Consider the following 15881-nt stretch of genomic DNA (forward strand, 5'->3'; position numbering starts at 1 on the left):
CATTATAATTTCATTCCCATGCGGCTCTTGTATCGTTTAATGAGAATTTGACAGTCAACACTGACGACGCCGCGCATAGGATATAATTTTTTAGTTAAAAATTTTTCCATTTCTTGATTATTTTTAAAGATTCCATGCATGTGCAGCTTGCTTGGCCCGGTCATATGATACAAGCTTGTAACAGCATGTTCCTCCGCCAATTTTTGTGCCACTTCCTCCAAATACTGCGGTTCTACTTCGACATTAAAAAAGACGGAAACATGCATGCCGATTTTGGTTGGATTGATCACCGTCGTGAATTTTTCGATAATTCCTTTCTCGATTAAGTTGTTTATTCTCGCTTGAACAGCAACCCGAGACAAACCAATTTCTTTTCCTAAATCCGTATACGATATCCGGCTGTTTTCGTGCAGCATCTCCAATATCCGCTTATCAATGTCATCAATGTCTAAATTCGGAATGTTGTATTCAAATGCCATAAAAACCACCTTTGATTTCGTTTTGTTAATTATTAAGAAACAAAACTTTCTTTTGGTATACAAAATATATTTTATTATTTCTATAAAAAATAAAAAAATATTTTTTATTTACGAAACAAAAAAACTTTGTGAAAAAATTTAACAAATTCAAGGATCTTTCCTCGGCAGCTTTCTATAATGGAATCAAATTTTTTAAAAAAGCTTGCCAGAGGTGAAGAAAATGAAACGCACACATCCAGCTATCGTTATTTTCTTATTTTTTCTAGGATGGGTATTTATGTATGCAGACCGGAATATTTTGTCGCCAGTGATGGGAGAAATAGGTGAGCAATGGAATTTAAACAATGCTCAATTAGGTTTAATGTCCACTGTGTTTTTCATTACATATGCGGTCATGCAAATTCCAACCGGTTTTTTGGCTGATCGTTTTGGAAGGGTGAAAGTTTTAGTAATTGGCTACACATTATTTGGCATTACCACTTTTTTGAGCGGATTGGCATCTTCTTTTGCTATGTTTTTGTTGATGCGTGCTTTAACGGATATTGGAGAAGGAACCTATTACAGTTCGCAATACGGAATTTCTTCCAACATTATCCCTAAAAAATACAGAGGCCTTGTTTCGGCAGTGATCAACAGCGGAATGGCTTTCGGCATTTCTCTTGGTTTTATTGCTGCAAGCTACTTCACGTACACCTTAAACAAAGGATGGCAATTTACATTTTATCTATTTGCGATTCCAACGATTCTTGTTGCCATCTTGATAGGATTGTGTGTTCGCGATCAATCCGGCCATGAAAAAAACAAGAAGTTTCCAATGTTCAAGATGGCCAAAGCTTAAAACGGCTGTTTACAAAAAATCATCTTTTCGTCTACATTCTCATCTTCTGTTCTTTATATGGATTTTTCGGAATGCTTACTTGGTTGCCTTATTATTTGCAGACGGTAAAAGGGTAGACGGTTCGCAAACAGGGATCATTTCTTCTTTGGTGCCGTGGGCTTCGATTCCGGGGGCTATTTTCTTCGGCTATGTTTCAGATAAAGTAAAAAATAAAAAGCCGTTGATCATTTTTTTAGCTGTTGCTGGAGCTGTTTGCCAATTTGTCATCCCTTATGCGGAAAATTATTCGTTGCTGATAGCAGGATTAGTTTTTTACGGGCTGCTAGGAAAACTGGCACTCGATCCCGTATTAATATCTTATATGGCTGAAATTACGCCGTCTTCCATGTACTCAAAAGTGTATGGTTTTTTCAATTTCAGCGGAATGCTTTCTTCCATTTTTGCCCCTTATATTACAGGCTATTTTGCCGATATAACCGGGAAGCTTGAAATCGGTTTTTATTTGTCAGGTGTTTTGCTAATCATCGGTGCAGTCTTATTTCTGTTTACTGAAAGTTCAAATCGCATGTCCGATTTCGTTCAAAACAATAAACCGAGGGAGGAACAAGCAATATGAGCCAATCAATGATCGGAACCAAAAATATGGTTGTCAGTCCGCATTATTTGGCATCGGCAGCTGGCTGCCGCATACTGCAAAAAGGGGGAAATGCTTTCGATGCAGCGGTAGCGGTCAGCGCCTGCTTAGCGGTCGTTTATCCGCACATGACAGGGATCGGGGGAGATTCTTTTTGGCTGTTTTACAGCAGGAAGGATCAAAAAGTTCGTGCGTATAACGGCAGCGGCCGTTCCGGCTATAACGCCACGCTTGAAAAATACGAAGGTTTGTCCGCCATTCCTTTTCGCGGCATTCAAAGTGTCATAACCGTTCCAGGGATGGTTGATAGCTGGGATGCCATCTTGAAGGAATACGGAAGGCTTTCATTGGCGGAAGTTTTAGAGCCAGCTATCGAATATGCGGAAAACGGATTTCCTTTTTCCAAAGACCAATATGTCAACACAAGAAAAAATGTTCATATTCTGCGCGAGTTTCCGGAAACATCATCAATTTTCCTGCCTGATCATCGGGGTCCGAACCTGAATGAAAAATTTATCCAGAAACAACTGGCAAATACTTTGAAAGAATTGGCAGAAAAGGGAAGAGATTATTTTTACAAAGGCGGGTTAACAAAACGCATTGTATCGAGCCTTCAAGAAAAAGGGGGGCTTTTAATAGAAGATGATTTTGCGGATCATCAAGGAGATTGGGTCGAACCGCTGAGCGGAACATACCGCGGTTATACAATATATCAAGTTCCGCCCAATTCACAAGGCTTTGTCGGGATAATGGCGTTAAATATTTTAGAAAACTTTGATTTTAAAGTCATTCCGCACGGTTCTTTTGAATATTATCATCTATTATCAGAATCGTTGAAAAAAAGTTTTCAAGATCGCAACCAAGTATTGACAAACCCTGACTTCTACGCAATTCCGCTTCATAAACTGTTAAGCAAAACATATGCGAAAGAGCTGGCCGATTCGATCAGTCTGACAAAAGCAAGCGAAGTAAAGACGCAGCCTGTTGAGAACGACACTGCTCATGCAGCTGTCGTGGATGAAGAGGGAAATGCGGTTTCCTTTATACAAAGTCTTTATTTTGAATTTGGTTCATGTGTAGTGGCCGGTGACACGGGGATTTTGATGCAAAACAGAGGATCGTTCTTTTCTCTTGATCGGTCGCATGTCAATTGTTTGGCGCCGAGAAAAAGAACGTTCCACACATTGATGCCAGCAATGGCTTTTAAAGATGAAAAACCGTATATTTTATACGGAACACAAGGAGGAGAAGGGCAGCCGCAAACACAAACTGCGATCATTACAAGAATGATTGATTATCAAATGAGCCCTGCAAAGGCAATACATGAGCCAAGGTTCGTGTGGGGAAGAACATGGGGAGAAGAGACAGAAGAATTGAAGATGGAAGGCCGCATCCCGCAAGACGTGATCGAATCGATGATCAAAGCGGGCCATCTTGTAAAAGTTGTTGATGAGATTGATAAAATAATGGGACATGCCAATGCCATATTAGTGGATGAACAAGGCTTTTTACATGGCGGGGTTGATCCAAGAGGAGACGGTGCGGCAATCGGTTGGTAACGGCGAATTCATAAAAAGCGGGGATTTATGCTATCCGTTGTTTCATATTTAAATACCCGTGGTGCTAGTTGAGCGTCAACGCTCCACTAGCCCAAGAACAACGAGAGAATGGGCCAATAAAATGCCATCAAGCGCTGTTTCAAATCCAGAAACCGAATTGGCACGAATTTCCGTAATCCGAAATGAATCCACTAAAACCGAGAACGCAGTTTCGACGATTTTGCGTTTTTGCTTCATCCATTGTTTCCATTTTTTTGATTGCGCAACTCGTTGATTTTTCCGAGCAGGCGTCCAAAAAGCGATTTTGTATTCATCGTATAGTTTCTTTTGCAAGGCTTGGCTCACATATCCTTTGTCGCCAAGTGTATACGGATGAGGAAGTTGGGCCATCACGGTTTCCGCAGCTGTCCGGTCGTGGCAGGATGCTTCGGTCAGGACATATTCCATCGGAAGCGCTTGGTCGGTAATCTGAAGATGAAGCTTAAATCCATAGTAAGCCATCTTTTTGGATGCACAATACCCAATATCTGAGATTCCTTGAAATCGTTTGACGCGATACATTCGTGCGTGGTGGCAGAGTTCAATGGGTAAACTATCCACCACCGCATAAGCGTGATGTTGTCCACGTTTGGCGAGTTGGTGACGAATCCATTTGATCGCCCAACGCAACGACCGGCATCGACGGTTGTATCGAGAGCGCTCTGGGAACATTTCCTTTGTGAACAGGTTTCCAATGACAAATCGATGCCAAGCCCGTTCCGAAGTAAACCCCAGCAATTTTCCAAGAATGTGAATGGCGATGATGACCTCATCCTCTTGCTTCAACAAATGACAATTTCGACGTTGTAAATACATCTGGATACAAGGCAATTGTTCTGATACAAAGAATAAGATCGCGGCATATTGCTTTTGAATTTTTGCTTGGTCTATTGTAAAATGAAAGTGCTCTTGCATGGGACTTCTCCTTTTGGATGTTTTTTCGCACTTTCATTTTAAAGGAGATCCTCATGCAAGGGCTGTTTTTATGTCTTGAGATTTTATCTAGCACCACGGGTTATTTAAAACTATGTTCTAAATAATCAATAAAACAAAATCGATAATCCTTTTAAGTATAGAAACTTATTTCTTTACCTTTTCAATTAGTTTAATCAAGAACAATATATAGTAGTTTCTCACCAAAAACCATACTATATATAGTTTATTTATAGTCAATATGGCATGGTGTAAATAGAAGGAAAGGAAAAATCGGAATTTTCCGGAATAAGACGCCTTAAAGGGGGGAGAACGAACGTCTCCGCGATAAAATATAATACGTAGGATTGAAGGCGCTGATTTATAATCATTACGTTTTGAAAATACTGTATAATAAAATAATAGAAAAAAAACGTTGAAAAAATGCGGGTTTCGGTTTATTATTTTAGTAACTTGACAACAAATAAAAATAAAGGAGTTTGCATAATTATGAATAAAGTAGGAGCTAAGTTTTCGCTGTTTCTAGCGGTTTGCTTCGTGTTTTTGCTGGCGGCATGCGGATCGAACCAAGGGAAAAGCGATTCTGATGGAAAGATCAAAACGCTAAAGGTAGGAACAAATGCCGCTTTTGCTCCATTTGAATATATGGAGAAAGGGAAAGTGACCGGATTTGATATCGATTTGATCCATGCGGTGGCGAAAGAAGCCGGATATCAAGTCGATGTTCAGCATGAAGGCTGGGATTCCATGTTGGCCAATTTGGAAAACAAACAATCCGATCTGGCTATTTCCGGCATTACGATCAATGATGACCGTAAAAAGACGTATGATTTCTCCCGCCCGTATTTTGAAGCAGCCAATGTCATTGTGGTGAAAAAAGGAAGCAATGTTAAAAATGCTTTGGACTTAAAAGGAAAAAAAGTGGGCGTTCAAAACGGAACGACTGGACAAGATGCTGCTGAAAAAATATTAGGGAAAAACAGTCAGAATGTGAAAAAATACGAGGATGTAACGGTAGCCTTTATGGCTTTGAAAAATAAAGAAGTAGATGCAGTGGTCATCGATAATGTCGTCGCCAATGAATATATAAAAAACCATCCAAAAGAGAATTTAAAGGTCATTACGGACCGCAAAAACTTTGAATCCGAATTTTACGGCATCGCATTTCCTAAAGGCAGCGAGTTGACGCCGAAATTTGATCAAGCGCTTGACAAAGTGATGAAAAACGGCACCTATGAAAAACTTTATAAAAAATGGTTTGGAAAAGAGCCGGATATGGAAGTTCTAAAAAAAGCGAAACCATAACTTTCAGCATGCGAATGTGGCAAAAGAACAAGGCTGCCGCCTCATTTTGGGCGCAGCCGATTTTTGCTTTATGAAAACACGGGAAGAAAAGGAGAAGAATGATGGATTTTCAGTTTGATATCATCCGAGAATATTTGCCGTATTTTGCAAAAGGTACATTATTAACGATCGGAATGTCCTTGATTGCCGTGCTGATCGGCCTGATTCTCGGGCTGTTGATTGGACTTGGAAAAATGGCGTCCAACAAATGGGTGCGGCTTCCTTTTATTTGGCACATTAACTTTTACAGAGGAACTCCATTGTTTTTGCAAATTTTGCTGATTCATTTCGGGGTCATGCCACTCTTTATGTCTCCTGTCAATCCGATTGTCTCAGGGATTGTGGCTTTATCTTTAAATTCGTCCGCATACGTTGCGGAGATTTTTCGGGCCGGTATTCAATCGATCGATAAAGGGCAAATGGAAGCGGCTCGTTCATTAGGAATGACGCATGTTCAAGCGATGTGGCACATCATTTTGCCGCAAGCGTTTAAACGAATGATTCCGCCGCTTGGAAACGAATTTATCACGTTATTGAAGGATTCTTCTTTAGCTGCCATTATTGCCGCACCGGAATTAATGTATTGGGGACGGGCTGCTCAAGGGCAATATTACCGTGTTTGGGAGCCGTATATTACAGTGGCAGTCATCTACTTAATTCTCACTCTTTCGTTAACATACTTGCTAAATTATATAGAGAGAAGGTTGGAAAAAGAATGATCTCGGTAAAAGGACTCAAAAAATCCTATGGCGATATAGAAGTATTGAAAGATATTTCGATTGACATCCATCCGAAAGAAGTGGTAGTGGTGATCGGTCCTTCCGGTTCGGGAAAATCCACCTTTTTGAGATGCTTGAACATGTTGGAAACCATTTCTGGAGGACATGTGATTATTGATGGCATGGACTTGGCAGATAAGAAAACGGATATTAACAAAGTTCGCACCGAAGTAGGCATGGTGTTTCAACAATTTAATTTGTTTCCGCATAAAACCGTTCTGGAGAATATTACCTTATCTCCTATCATAGTAAGAAAATGGAGCAAAGAGAAAGCAGAAAAAAAAGCGATGGAGCTGCTTGAGAAAGTAGGTCTTTCCGATAAAGCGCACGTATATCCTCATTCGTTGTCCGGAGGGCAAAAACAGCGTGTTGCGATTGCCAGAGCTCTTGCGATGGAACCGAAAGTCATGCTGTTTGATGAACCGACATCAGCTTTGGATCCGGAAATGGTCGGGGAAGTGTTGGAAGTGATGAAACAGCTTGCTCAAGAGGGAATGACCATGGTGGTCGTTACCCACGAAATGGGATTCGCTCGTGAAGTAGGGGACAGGGTTGTGTTTATGGATGGAGGCTATATTGTGGAAGAAAATACTCCGCAAGAATTGTTCGATCATCCGCAACATGAAAGGACAAAATCGTTTTTAAGCAAAGTATTGTAGAAGCAGCAGACAGCTGTTTCTTTTTTTTCATGCCGGCGTGAAAGGTCGATTCTTGAAGTTTGTTCTTGACGGTGTTGGGTGAAAATTCTGTATTTACTTTTTGCAATCTGTCCTCTATGATGAAAATGTACAGGAAGAAAAATTATATGGATAAGGGAGAATGAAATGTCAAATCCAAAATCGGAATGGCTTTCTTGGATAAAGTCGATCTTGTTTGCGCTAATCATTTCGTTTATCATTCATACGTTTCTTTTTTCTCCTTATATAGTAAAAGGAGAATCGATGTCTCCTACTTTGGAAGAAGGAAATAAGTTGATTGTAAACAAGATGAAAAATATAAAGAGATTTGACATTGTGGTGTTCCATGCGCCGAATTCTAATGAGGTATATGTTAAGCGCGTGATCGGACTGCCGGGCGATACAATAGAAATGAAAAATGATGTTCTGTATATAAACGGAGTAGCGTATAAAGAGCCATACTTAAATAAGCTGAAAAAGCAATATTCCTATTTGAACCGTTTTACCGGAGATTTCACACTAAAAGAAATCACAGGAAAAGAAAAGGTACCCGATGGCAAGGTATTTGTTCTAGGCGACAATCGTTTAAGAAGCAATGACAGCAGAAGATTTGGATTTATCGACGAAAAGGATATTATTGGTTCGGCCGTTTTTCGTGCTTGGCCTCTCCAAAAAATCGGCGTGATGCATTAAGTTGAAAATCGAATCTTCTTGGAGTTTTTACTTTGAGTCCGGAGGTAAGTCCAATCGTTGCAATGAATCCTGGAACTTTATATTGTTTACAGCAGCTGCTAAAGGGTTTTCGCCGTTTGTCTCTGTACTGCCGGCTTTCGTGTGCTAAAGGTCATTGAACGGTGATAACCCATTCCATCGCTTTTTCAGACAAAGTTTGATTAACAAACATGAAACGGAATAGTCTATTCCTATTGGATTTTATTGAAATAGCCATTTTACGCCTTGCTCCGTTCATTTTCTTGAAAAATGCCTCCGAAGATCTCTTTTCCATTTCATTCTTCTTGAATGTTTATGAAAGGAAATGTTCTAATTCCCTCTTCTTCCAACTTACTAAGAAAGTGCATGCAAACACGAAGAGGGCCGCAGATCAATCGAAAATGTGAGGTCCCGTACCTTTTTTTGACTGGTACAGGGAGAAAATGACGAGGATTCTTGTAATAGTGAGAAAGATACATCCAATCCGGACCGGGTCAATGTTTTGGAAAAGAAAATTCTCAGGATCGTTGACAATGTAAAAGAAGCCGTTTATTCTAGAAGAGAATAGGCGAATCCGCCATTCAAGCTGAAAGAAGACTAGTTGTGTTTGACGGTTTATCACTGCCATTTTCTTGATGCCAATTGAACGAGCCGAAAATGTATAAATATGGTTGTTTTTTTGGTAAGACCGCACCTTTTCTTTTGAAGAAGAGGTTTTTCTATACAAATAAAACATATTATTTTAATAGGAATTATAAGAATTAAAAATTTAGGAGGTGCCTTGGGATGCAAAAACACGTAAGAATTCAATGGAAAGGCCATCATTTGGCTGCGACGATTCACTATCCTGCAGAGTGGACCGATCAGGAAAAAAATGCACGCTATCCTTTAGTCGTGATCTGTCATGGTTTTATTGGAAGCAGGGTAGGAGTAAATCGGTTGTTTTACAAAGCGGCACAAGAATTGGCGGAAGACCGGTATGTGGTGATCCGGTTCGATTATGCGGGATGCGGCGAAAGCGACGGAGACTATGGACAGACAGGCTTGGATGATTTCATCGATCAAACGAATCATGTGATTGATTTTGGGTTGCAATTAAACGGAGTGGACGCCGATCAATTGGTCCTTCTTGGGCATAGTCTAGGCGGGGCAGTTGCATCATGGATTGCCGCCAATGATTCAAGAGTGAAAAAATTAATCCTCTGGGCTCCTGTAGGTCAACCGTATAAAGATATTGTCGCCATTGTCGGCGAAAAAGAAGTGGAAAAACTGAAACAAAAAGCGTTTATTGATTATATGGGCTATCAGTTGACCTCCCGCTTCTTTCGTTCATTGTCATTGTACCATCCCCTCAAGGAAGCTTCCCGATTTCAAGGAGATGTGATCATTCTTCATGGAACGAATGATGAAGACATTTCTGCCGAATATTGTTTGCGCTACGATTCCGTATTTCAAACAAGAGAAAAGGGAACATGCGAAAAACGGCTTATTGCCGGGGCAAATCATACTTTTTCTTCCTGTGTCGGCCAAAGAGATCTGTTTTCGGAAACAAGACGTTGGCTTGCCGCTGTATTGAAAAGGGAGACGAGAAAAAAAGTCGTCTGACAGCTAATGAATCCAAAAATGGGTTTGACTTTAACATTCACCTTTCCGAAGAGAAAAGAAGTGGTTGGCCTCTCGGGATGGCTCCTGTTGTGAAAGATTTATGTTCATATGATTGCATTATTAAAAAGATGACGATTGACGGATTTGGATGGGCTGGTTCTAATAGGGAGAGCTGGCCTGTTTTATTTTTTTAAAAAGGAAAAAATCGTAATTTTTCTCATTATCCTGAATCCGTGACAAAACATCTTTACAATGGTCGCAAACCGTTGATACGATAAGGAAAAACGACGTTGACGATTCTTCATCAAGTAGGTGATGTGATGAAAGATTTCCCGATTCGGTTTGTATTGACAGATGAAGCGATTACCCCAAGTGCTGGGCTTGCTCTCGTTGGCTACTTACTCCATCGAACGAAACTGGATAAACGGGTAAACGCACTTCGGCTTCCAACGGTTCGTCGAGAAGTGCACATTTCCCATAGCGATGTCATTCGCTCGATGATTGGCTTGCTTGCCACAGGAAAAACGGATTTCGATCATATCGAAGCGTATCGTCAGGACGATATCTTTTCGGCATCGATGGGGATTCAGCACGTGCCTTCCTCTCCAACCTTGCGACAACGACTCGATCAGCTCGCTTGTCTTCCGATGACCGAAACGATTCTTTGGGAGGAGTCCATACGTCTGTTGATTCAACGACATGCCACTTTGTCCCCTTGTTGGACCAAAGGAAAGACGACATGGCTTCCCCTTGATATAGATGGTTCCCCATTTGACAACTCCGATACGAAAAAAGAAGGAGTCAGTCGAACGTATAAAGGATTTGACGGTTTTACACCGTTGTTTGCGTATGCAGGGAAGGAAGGGTATCTCGTTCATGCCGAGTTGCGTCCAGGGAAACAACATGTGCAAGACAACATGCCCTCGTTTTTAGTCACCGCTATCCGTCGAGCTCGTCAACTGACTTCATCTCGTCTGCTTGTTCGCATGGATGCAGGAAACGATGCAGAAGCGAATGTGCACGTATGCCTAAAGGAAGACGTGGACTTTGTCATCAAGCGAAACTTACGCCGAGAATCGAAAGCGCTTTGGTTCCAGATCGCTTCGCAAAAGGGCAAACGTGTCGATGATGGACAAAGCGAAGGAGTACAAACCTATGAGCTATGCCTTCCACAGAAGGCAGCGATCGATGGAAACACGTATACGTACGTTCAAGTCACCCAAGTGACGGAACGGACGATGGAACGCAATGGACAGCTGATGCTCGTTCCTGATTATGAAGTGGAAAGCTATTGGGTGCGGCTCAAAGGATACGAGCATGTTCGAATGAGCGATGTGCTCGCGTTGTATCATGACCATGCGACATGCGAACAGTTTCATAGCGAACTGAAGAGCGACTTAGATTTAGAGCGGCTTCCATCTGGGAAGATGAAAACGAATGCGCTCGTGTTGGTCATGGGAGCCTTCGTTTACAATCTTCTTCGTCTGATTGGACAAGATCTATTAAGCGATCCGAGACATCCGTTGCACCACAAAGTGAAACGCCGCCGCATCAAGACGATTATTCAGACGGTGATCACGATGGCAGGGCGACTCGTCCGTCGATCACGACAGATCTGGATGAAACTGACGCGAAGGAGTGGCTATAGCGAGCCCCTACTGAACGTCTATCAGAAATGGAGAGAGGCAAGATAACGAACGAATGTTCGGACACTAATGTCCAACGTCACTCCCTGTGCTTTTTTGTCTATTTTTTTGGTTCGTATACCTAAAAAAGAGATTTGTTCCATTTTCGGAAATAGAGATGACATAGGTCATAAGCATAAAAAGGGTTTTATGGATTATCAATCCATCAAAATTACAACAAAATCAAAGTCGATTTCAATTCATCACGGATTCAGGCATTATAACAGGCTGGAAGGTATGTTAAAATAATCGTATGGTTCCTTTGAGCAATAGATTGCTGTTTGCATTCTTTTTGAAAAGTAAGGAAAATGGACAATCGAAAGCCCATATTATGTTATAAAAAGATGAAAGGAAAACGGGACGCTGTTTAGGAATCCATCGGCGTGGCGTTGTTTATTGAACAGTGGACAAGCGGCTTGCCCCATTTTCCCTTTACGATTTAATAGCAACTTAAGAGACCTAAAAAGGGGGAAAAGAATGAGTCGATGGAAGACTACGTGAAACGATTTGCCAATTCGAAAACATGGCGAAGAATTGTGATTCTGGCCATTATTGTCTTTTTTCTCTATATCGTAAGAAGCATGATGAATGTTATTTTACTTACATTTATTTTTACCTTTTTGATGGATCGATTGGAAAAAATGGTATCCGGATTCATTCGAATCAATCGAAAAATCACCGTCATCCTTTTATATACCATTGTGGTTGGTTTGCTTTTGTATGGAATTGTCAGGTATTTGCCGGTGATTGTTACGGAAATTACCCAGTTAGTGAAACAAATCACTGAGTTTTACACGCGGCCGCAGCATAATGTCATCTTGAATTATTTGGTGGACTTCTTAAAAGAAAAGCAAATATCCAGTTATTTGCAGCAAGGCGTTACCTTCTTGCTGAAGTATTTTACGGATATCAGCAAAATCGTACTTCAAGTTTTGCTTGCCATTATTTTAAGTCTGTTTTTTTTGCTGGAAAAAGAGCGGCTTATTCGATTTACCCGTAAATTTAAGCACAGCAAATTGTCCATGTTTTATGACGAAATTGAGTTTTTCGGCCGGAAGTTTGTAAGAACGTTTGGCAAGGTGATTGAGGCCCAAGTCGTTATTGCGATCGTCAATACGATTTTGTCGATCGCCGGACTTTGGATTATGGGGTTTCCCCAATTGTTTGGCTTAGCAATCATGATTCTTTTTCTCGGCTTTATACCGGTTGCCGGAATGATTATTTCGCTTATTCCGCTTTCCATTATCGCATACAGCATCGGCGGGTATATAAAAGTATTGTATGTATTGATTATGATCGCTGTGGTTCATGCGGTTGAAGCCTATTTGCTGAACCCGAAACTCATGTCTTCTAAAACGAATTTGCCTGTTTTTTACACATTTATGGTCCTCATTTTTTCAGAACAATTTTTCGGTGTTTGGGGTTTGATCTTAGGGATTCCGATTTTTGTGTTTTTACTGGATGTTTTAGAAGTCACCGATTCATCCGACAACAAAGAAAAAGAATAAAATGGAAAGCCTGCATCTCAAAAAAAGATGCAGGCTTTTTTTGCAGACGACTATTATATGTGCTTTCCAAGTTCGGCATAATCTCTCCTCCTTCTTCATAGATTGGTATGGAAAAGCAGAATGGACCAGCTATAGAACCTGTGGAAAAGGAGATGGGAGATGTGAAGCACAAAAAGAAATGGCTGCTGATGGGGCTGGTATTTATACTGGCAGCGGCTTTATTCGCCGGTTGCGGCAAATCGAAAGAAACGGACACAACAGAAAAAAGCACATTGGATAAGATTAAAAAGCGGGGGGAATTAGTGGTCGGCGTTAAATATGATACGTATTTATTCGGCTATAAGGATCCGAAAACCGGTAAAGTAGAAGGCTTTGATGTCGATATTGCCAAAGCGCTTGCCAAGAAAATTTTCGGTGATGAGAAGAAAGTCAAGCTTGTAGAAGTAACGTCCAAAACGCGAATTCCGATGCTGCAAAACGGCCAAATTGATGCCATTATTGCGACGATGACGATTACGGATGAACGCAAGAAACAAGTCAATTTTTCCGATGTGTATTTTGATGCGGGACAATCTCTGCTTGTGAAAAAGGGCAGTCCGATTAAAAGTGTAAAAGATTTGAAAAAAGGAACGAAAGTATTGGCCGTAAAAGGAGCAACGTCCGGAGATAATGTGAAAGCTAAAGCTCCAGATGCGCAAGTGTTGGAATTTGAAAATTACGCCGAAGCGTTTACCGCATTAAAATCGGGAAAAGGGGATGCCTTGACAACGGATAATTCGATCCTTTATGGCATGGCGGCGCAAGATCCTAACTATGAAGTGGTTGGCGGAACATTTACGAATGAGCCATACGGAATTGCCGTTCGAAAAGGCGATGAGAAATTCACGAAATACATCAATTCTTTCCTAAAAGAACTGAAGGAAAGCGGAGAGTATGATCGAATCAAGAAAAAATGGATTAAACAGCAATAATGCATTTTAGAGCTGGACTAAAAATGGTCCAGTTTTTTTGGATTTTCTTATGATTTAAAGAGCCCTTCGATTCGTCCAATTTTGCACAAAAAACGATACTATATTTGGACTGTTTTTTCTATTTTTCTGTAATATGTTGAAAACAAATAGAAAAAAATCTTGTTTTACACATATTAGAAAGCGATTACAAAAATCTGGAGGGAGGAATCATGACGCTTGACCACCGCTCCATGGCCGTGCTAACGAAATTGGTTCGATCTCCTTCTTTTGTCACCGTTCAAGAATTAACGGAAAGTTTAAATGTTTCAAAGCGAACAGTTTACTATGATATGAAAAAGATCAATTATTGGTTGAAAAAACAAAAACTTCCTTCCGTTCAATACGTTCGTTCTCAAGGTTTCTACTTGGAAGAAAAATCAAAACGAGAGATTCCGAAGAAAATGCCCTTTGTCTATCGGCATTATGAATATTCGCCGAAAGAACGAAAAGCCAAAATGATGGTTTTGCTTCTGATGAAGGAGCGTCCCATCTTTCTAGCTGATTTATTGAAGATGGTGGATGTCAGTCGGAATACGGTAATAGAAGATATCAAAGGGTTGAAAGAAGAATGCAAAAAGTTTCATGTACAAATCGTTTCCACTAGAAAGAAAGGGTATATCCTCTTTGGGAAAGAACTGGATTTGCGAAATGCCCTTGTTTACTTCTTGTCCCAGCTAAGTGGCAATAAAGAATGGATGAATGGATTCTTTCCCGTTTTACAAGAAATTACAACTGAACATTTAAATTTGATTTACAAAATGATTTCCGAAAGCGAAAGCATATTAAATCTTCACTTTACGGATGAAGATGTTCAAACCTTAAGTTTGCGTGTTTATCTTTTTTCGAAAAGAATCAAGCAAGGGTATTTTGTGGAAATGGATCCGGTTGAAAAAGACATTCTCCGTTCTATATAAGTTGAATTAAAGATTTACAACTGAACACACAAACGATCGATCGTTTGTTCTGGTTTCTGGTTGATTCGCTGAATAAAGGCTTGGACATTCTTTCTAATTTCTTGCACACTCGAATAGAACACGTTGTAAATCACGTCTGATTTCAGCCATTTCCATAGCCCTTCAATCAAGTTCAATTGCGGACTGTATGGTGGCAAAAAGACGAGCTCTAACCGATCTTCGTGTTCTTTTAAAAATGGCTGAATGAGTTTGGCATGGTGAATTCGAGCGTTATCTAAAATCATCACTATTTTGCCTGTGGGATAGCGTTCTAACACAAGTTGAAGAAATCGAAGAAATGTTTCCGCGTCATAGCATTCTTCTTCGATGCAAAACACTTCCCCTGTTTCGTAGTTCAACGTGCCAATCAGCTTCAGCCCTTGATGTTTTCCAAACGTCGGAATGATTCGTTGTTTTCCTTTGACAAACCATGTTTTTTGAATCGCTTGGTAATCACGAATCATCGACTCATCTTGAAAGAGGACATGGGCGATGTTCCCATCTACCAGTTTTTTTTTACTTCAGGGAAGGTGATTTCGACGAATTCTTTTTGTTTCTCTTCATCGGCATTGGCTAGTGTATAGGTCGGTTTCGTATAGCTTAGCCCTAACCGATGCAGAATGTCACTTGTTCCGCGAAGCGTGTATGTTGGCCCCCACTTTTGTTGAATGAGTTCAGCGATTATCGCAAGCGTCCAATTATATTTTGCTTCGAATCCCACATCTACGGGGAGCTGATGTTCAATGATCAAAGCCAGCTCTTTTTCCTGCTCAGGGGTCAATCGACGTGGGGCGCCAGGTGAGTATTTCATCTCCAGTCCATCAAGACCGCGCTGGGCGTAGGCATGAATATAGTTATAAATAGTTTTCTTGGATCGACCAATAATCGTTGCGATTTCTCCTTTGGTATATCCCTGCAAATGAAGATAAATCGCTTGGTAGCGTTCATATGCTCGTTTACTTTTTGCTTCTTTCATGGCAGTGGACAACTTTTCGATCTCGTCTTTGTGATTTGGCATCATATTTTCTCTCCGTTCCCCTATTTTCTCTTTGTATTTATTCGCCGTGGAACGGGAGAAAACCTTTATTTCAATTTATATAGCATGAAAACTGCGAAACATGGCTAAC

The 15881-nt window shown here is 40.6% G+C and carries 15 protein-coding genes; 12 read left to right on the top strand and 3 right to left on the bottom strand.

The window, feature by feature from the left end; translation table 11 throughout:
• Positions 1-2 precede the first annotated feature (2 nt).
• Positions 3-479, bottom strand: coding sequence for an Lrp/AsnC family transcriptional regulator (locus N1I86_RS11185; protein WP_003352556.1), 477 nt, complete (start codon positions 477-479; stop codon positions 3-5).
• A gap of 220 nt (positions 480-699) precedes the next feature.
• Between N1I86_RS11185 and N1I86_RS11190 the strand changes: the two genes are divergently transcribed.
• From N1I86_RS11190 to ggt, 3 genes are all read left to right on the top strand, one after another.
• A complete protein-coding gene (locus N1I86_RS11190) occupies positions 700-1317 on the top strand; it encodes an MFS transporter (RefSeq protein WP_341096356.1) in 618 nt (205 codons plus the stop codon).
• Positions 1318-1396: 79 nt separating this feature from the next.
• Complete coding sequence (locus tag N1I86_RS11195) at positions 1397-1933, top strand: MFS transporter (RefSeq protein WP_341096357.1); 537 nt, start codon at positions 1397-1399, stop codon at positions 1931-1933.
• Complete coding sequence (gene ggt / locus N1I86_RS11200) at positions 1930-3510, top strand: gamma-glutamyltransferase (protein ID WP_341096358.1); 1581 nt, start codon at positions 1930-1932, stop codon at positions 3508-3510. The genes N1I86_RS11195 and ggt overlap by 4 nt, the downstream gene beginning before the upstream one ends.
• 75 nt (positions 3511-3585) lie before the next feature.
• Here the strand turns inward: ggt and N1I86_RS11205 are convergent, their stop codons facing one another.
• Positions 3586-4464 (bottom strand): IS982 family transposase, encoded by an 879-nt coding sequence (locus N1I86_RS11205; protein WP_341096359.1) that lies wholly within the window; start codon positions 4462-4464, stop codon positions 3586-3588.
• 507 nt (positions 4465-4971) lie between these two features.
• On the opposite strand from N1I86_RS11205, the gene N1I86_RS11210 reads away from it, so the two are divergent.
• The 9 genes from N1I86_RS11210 to N1I86_RS11250 all read left to right on the top strand — a co-directional run bounded on the left by N1I86_RS11210 (position 4972) and on the right by N1I86_RS11250 (position 14715).
• Positions 4972-5787, top strand: a complete 816-nt coding sequence (locus N1I86_RS11210; RefSeq protein ID WP_341096360.1) for a basic amino acid ABC transporter substrate-binding protein — start codon at positions 4972-4974, stop codon at positions 5785-5787.
• Between the two features lie 101 nt (positions 5788-5888).
• Positions 5889-6545 carry an amino acid ABC transporter permease gene (locus N1I86_RS11215; RefSeq protein ID WP_341096361.1) on the top strand — a complete coding sequence of 219 codons (657 nt, stop codon included), beginning with the start codon at positions 5889-5891 and terminating at the stop codon, positions 6543-6545.
• A complete protein-coding gene (locus N1I86_RS11220) occupies positions 6542-7264 on the top strand; it encodes an amino acid ABC transporter ATP-binding protein (RefSeq protein ID WP_048623966.1) in 723 nt (240 codons plus the stop codon). Before N1I86_RS11215 ends, N1I86_RS11220 begins: the two co-directional genes overlap by 4 nt.
• A 165-nt stretch (positions 7265-7429) precedes the next feature.
• Complete coding sequence (lepB, locus tag N1I86_RS11225) at positions 7430-7975, top strand: signal peptidase I (protein ID WP_341096362.1); 546 nt, start codon at positions 7430-7432, stop codon at positions 7973-7975.
• Positions 7976-8779: 804 nt separating this feature from the next.
• Positions 8780-9598, top strand: coding sequence for an alpha/beta hydrolase family protein (locus N1I86_RS11230; RefSeq protein WP_327797077.1), 819 nt, complete (start codon positions 8780-8782; stop codon positions 9596-9598).
• 320 nt (positions 9599-9918) lie between these two features.
• Positions 9919-11292 (top strand): IS1380-like element ISGsp2 family transposase, encoded by a 1374-nt coding sequence (locus tag N1I86_RS11235; RefSeq protein ID WP_044899598.1) that lies wholly within the window; start codon positions 9919-9921, stop codon positions 11290-11292.
• Positions 11293-11768: 476 nt separating this feature from the next.
• Positions 11769-12791, top strand: coding sequence for an AI-2E family transporter (locus N1I86_RS11240; protein WP_003352547.1), 1023 nt, complete (start codon positions 11769-11771; stop codon positions 12789-12791).
• A 152-nt stretch (positions 12792-12943) separates the two neighbouring features.
• Positions 12944-13762, top strand: coding sequence for an ABC transporter substrate-binding protein (locus N1I86_RS11245; protein ID WP_040340821.1), 819 nt, complete (start codon positions 12944-12946; stop codon positions 13760-13762).
• A 209-nt stretch (positions 13763-13971) separates the two neighbouring features.
• On the top strand, positions 13972-14715 hold the full coding sequence (locus N1I86_RS11250; RefSeq protein ID WP_341096364.1) for a BglG family transcription antiterminator: 744 nt from the start codon (positions 13972-13974) through the stop codon (positions 14713-14715).
• 14 nt (positions 14716-14729) lie between these two features.
• On the opposite strand, the gene N1I86_RS11255 is transcribed toward N1I86_RS11250, so the two are convergent.
• Positions 14730-15775 (bottom strand): IS630-like element ISBs2 family transposase gene (locus N1I86_RS11255; RefSeq protein WP_076611651.1). Its coding sequence is split into 2 segments (ribosomal slippage): positions 14730-15269 and positions 15272-15775, totalling 1044 coding nucleotides; the frame shifts between segments, so codons are not numbered across the junction.
• Between the last annotated feature and the right edge of the window lie 106 nt (positions 15776-15881).

The sequence above is a fragment of the Bacillus sp. FSL W8-0116 genome, assembly GCF_038003825.1.
GTDB lineage: Bacteria > Bacillota > Bacilli > Bacillales > DSM-4216 > Bacillus_O > Bacillus_O smithii.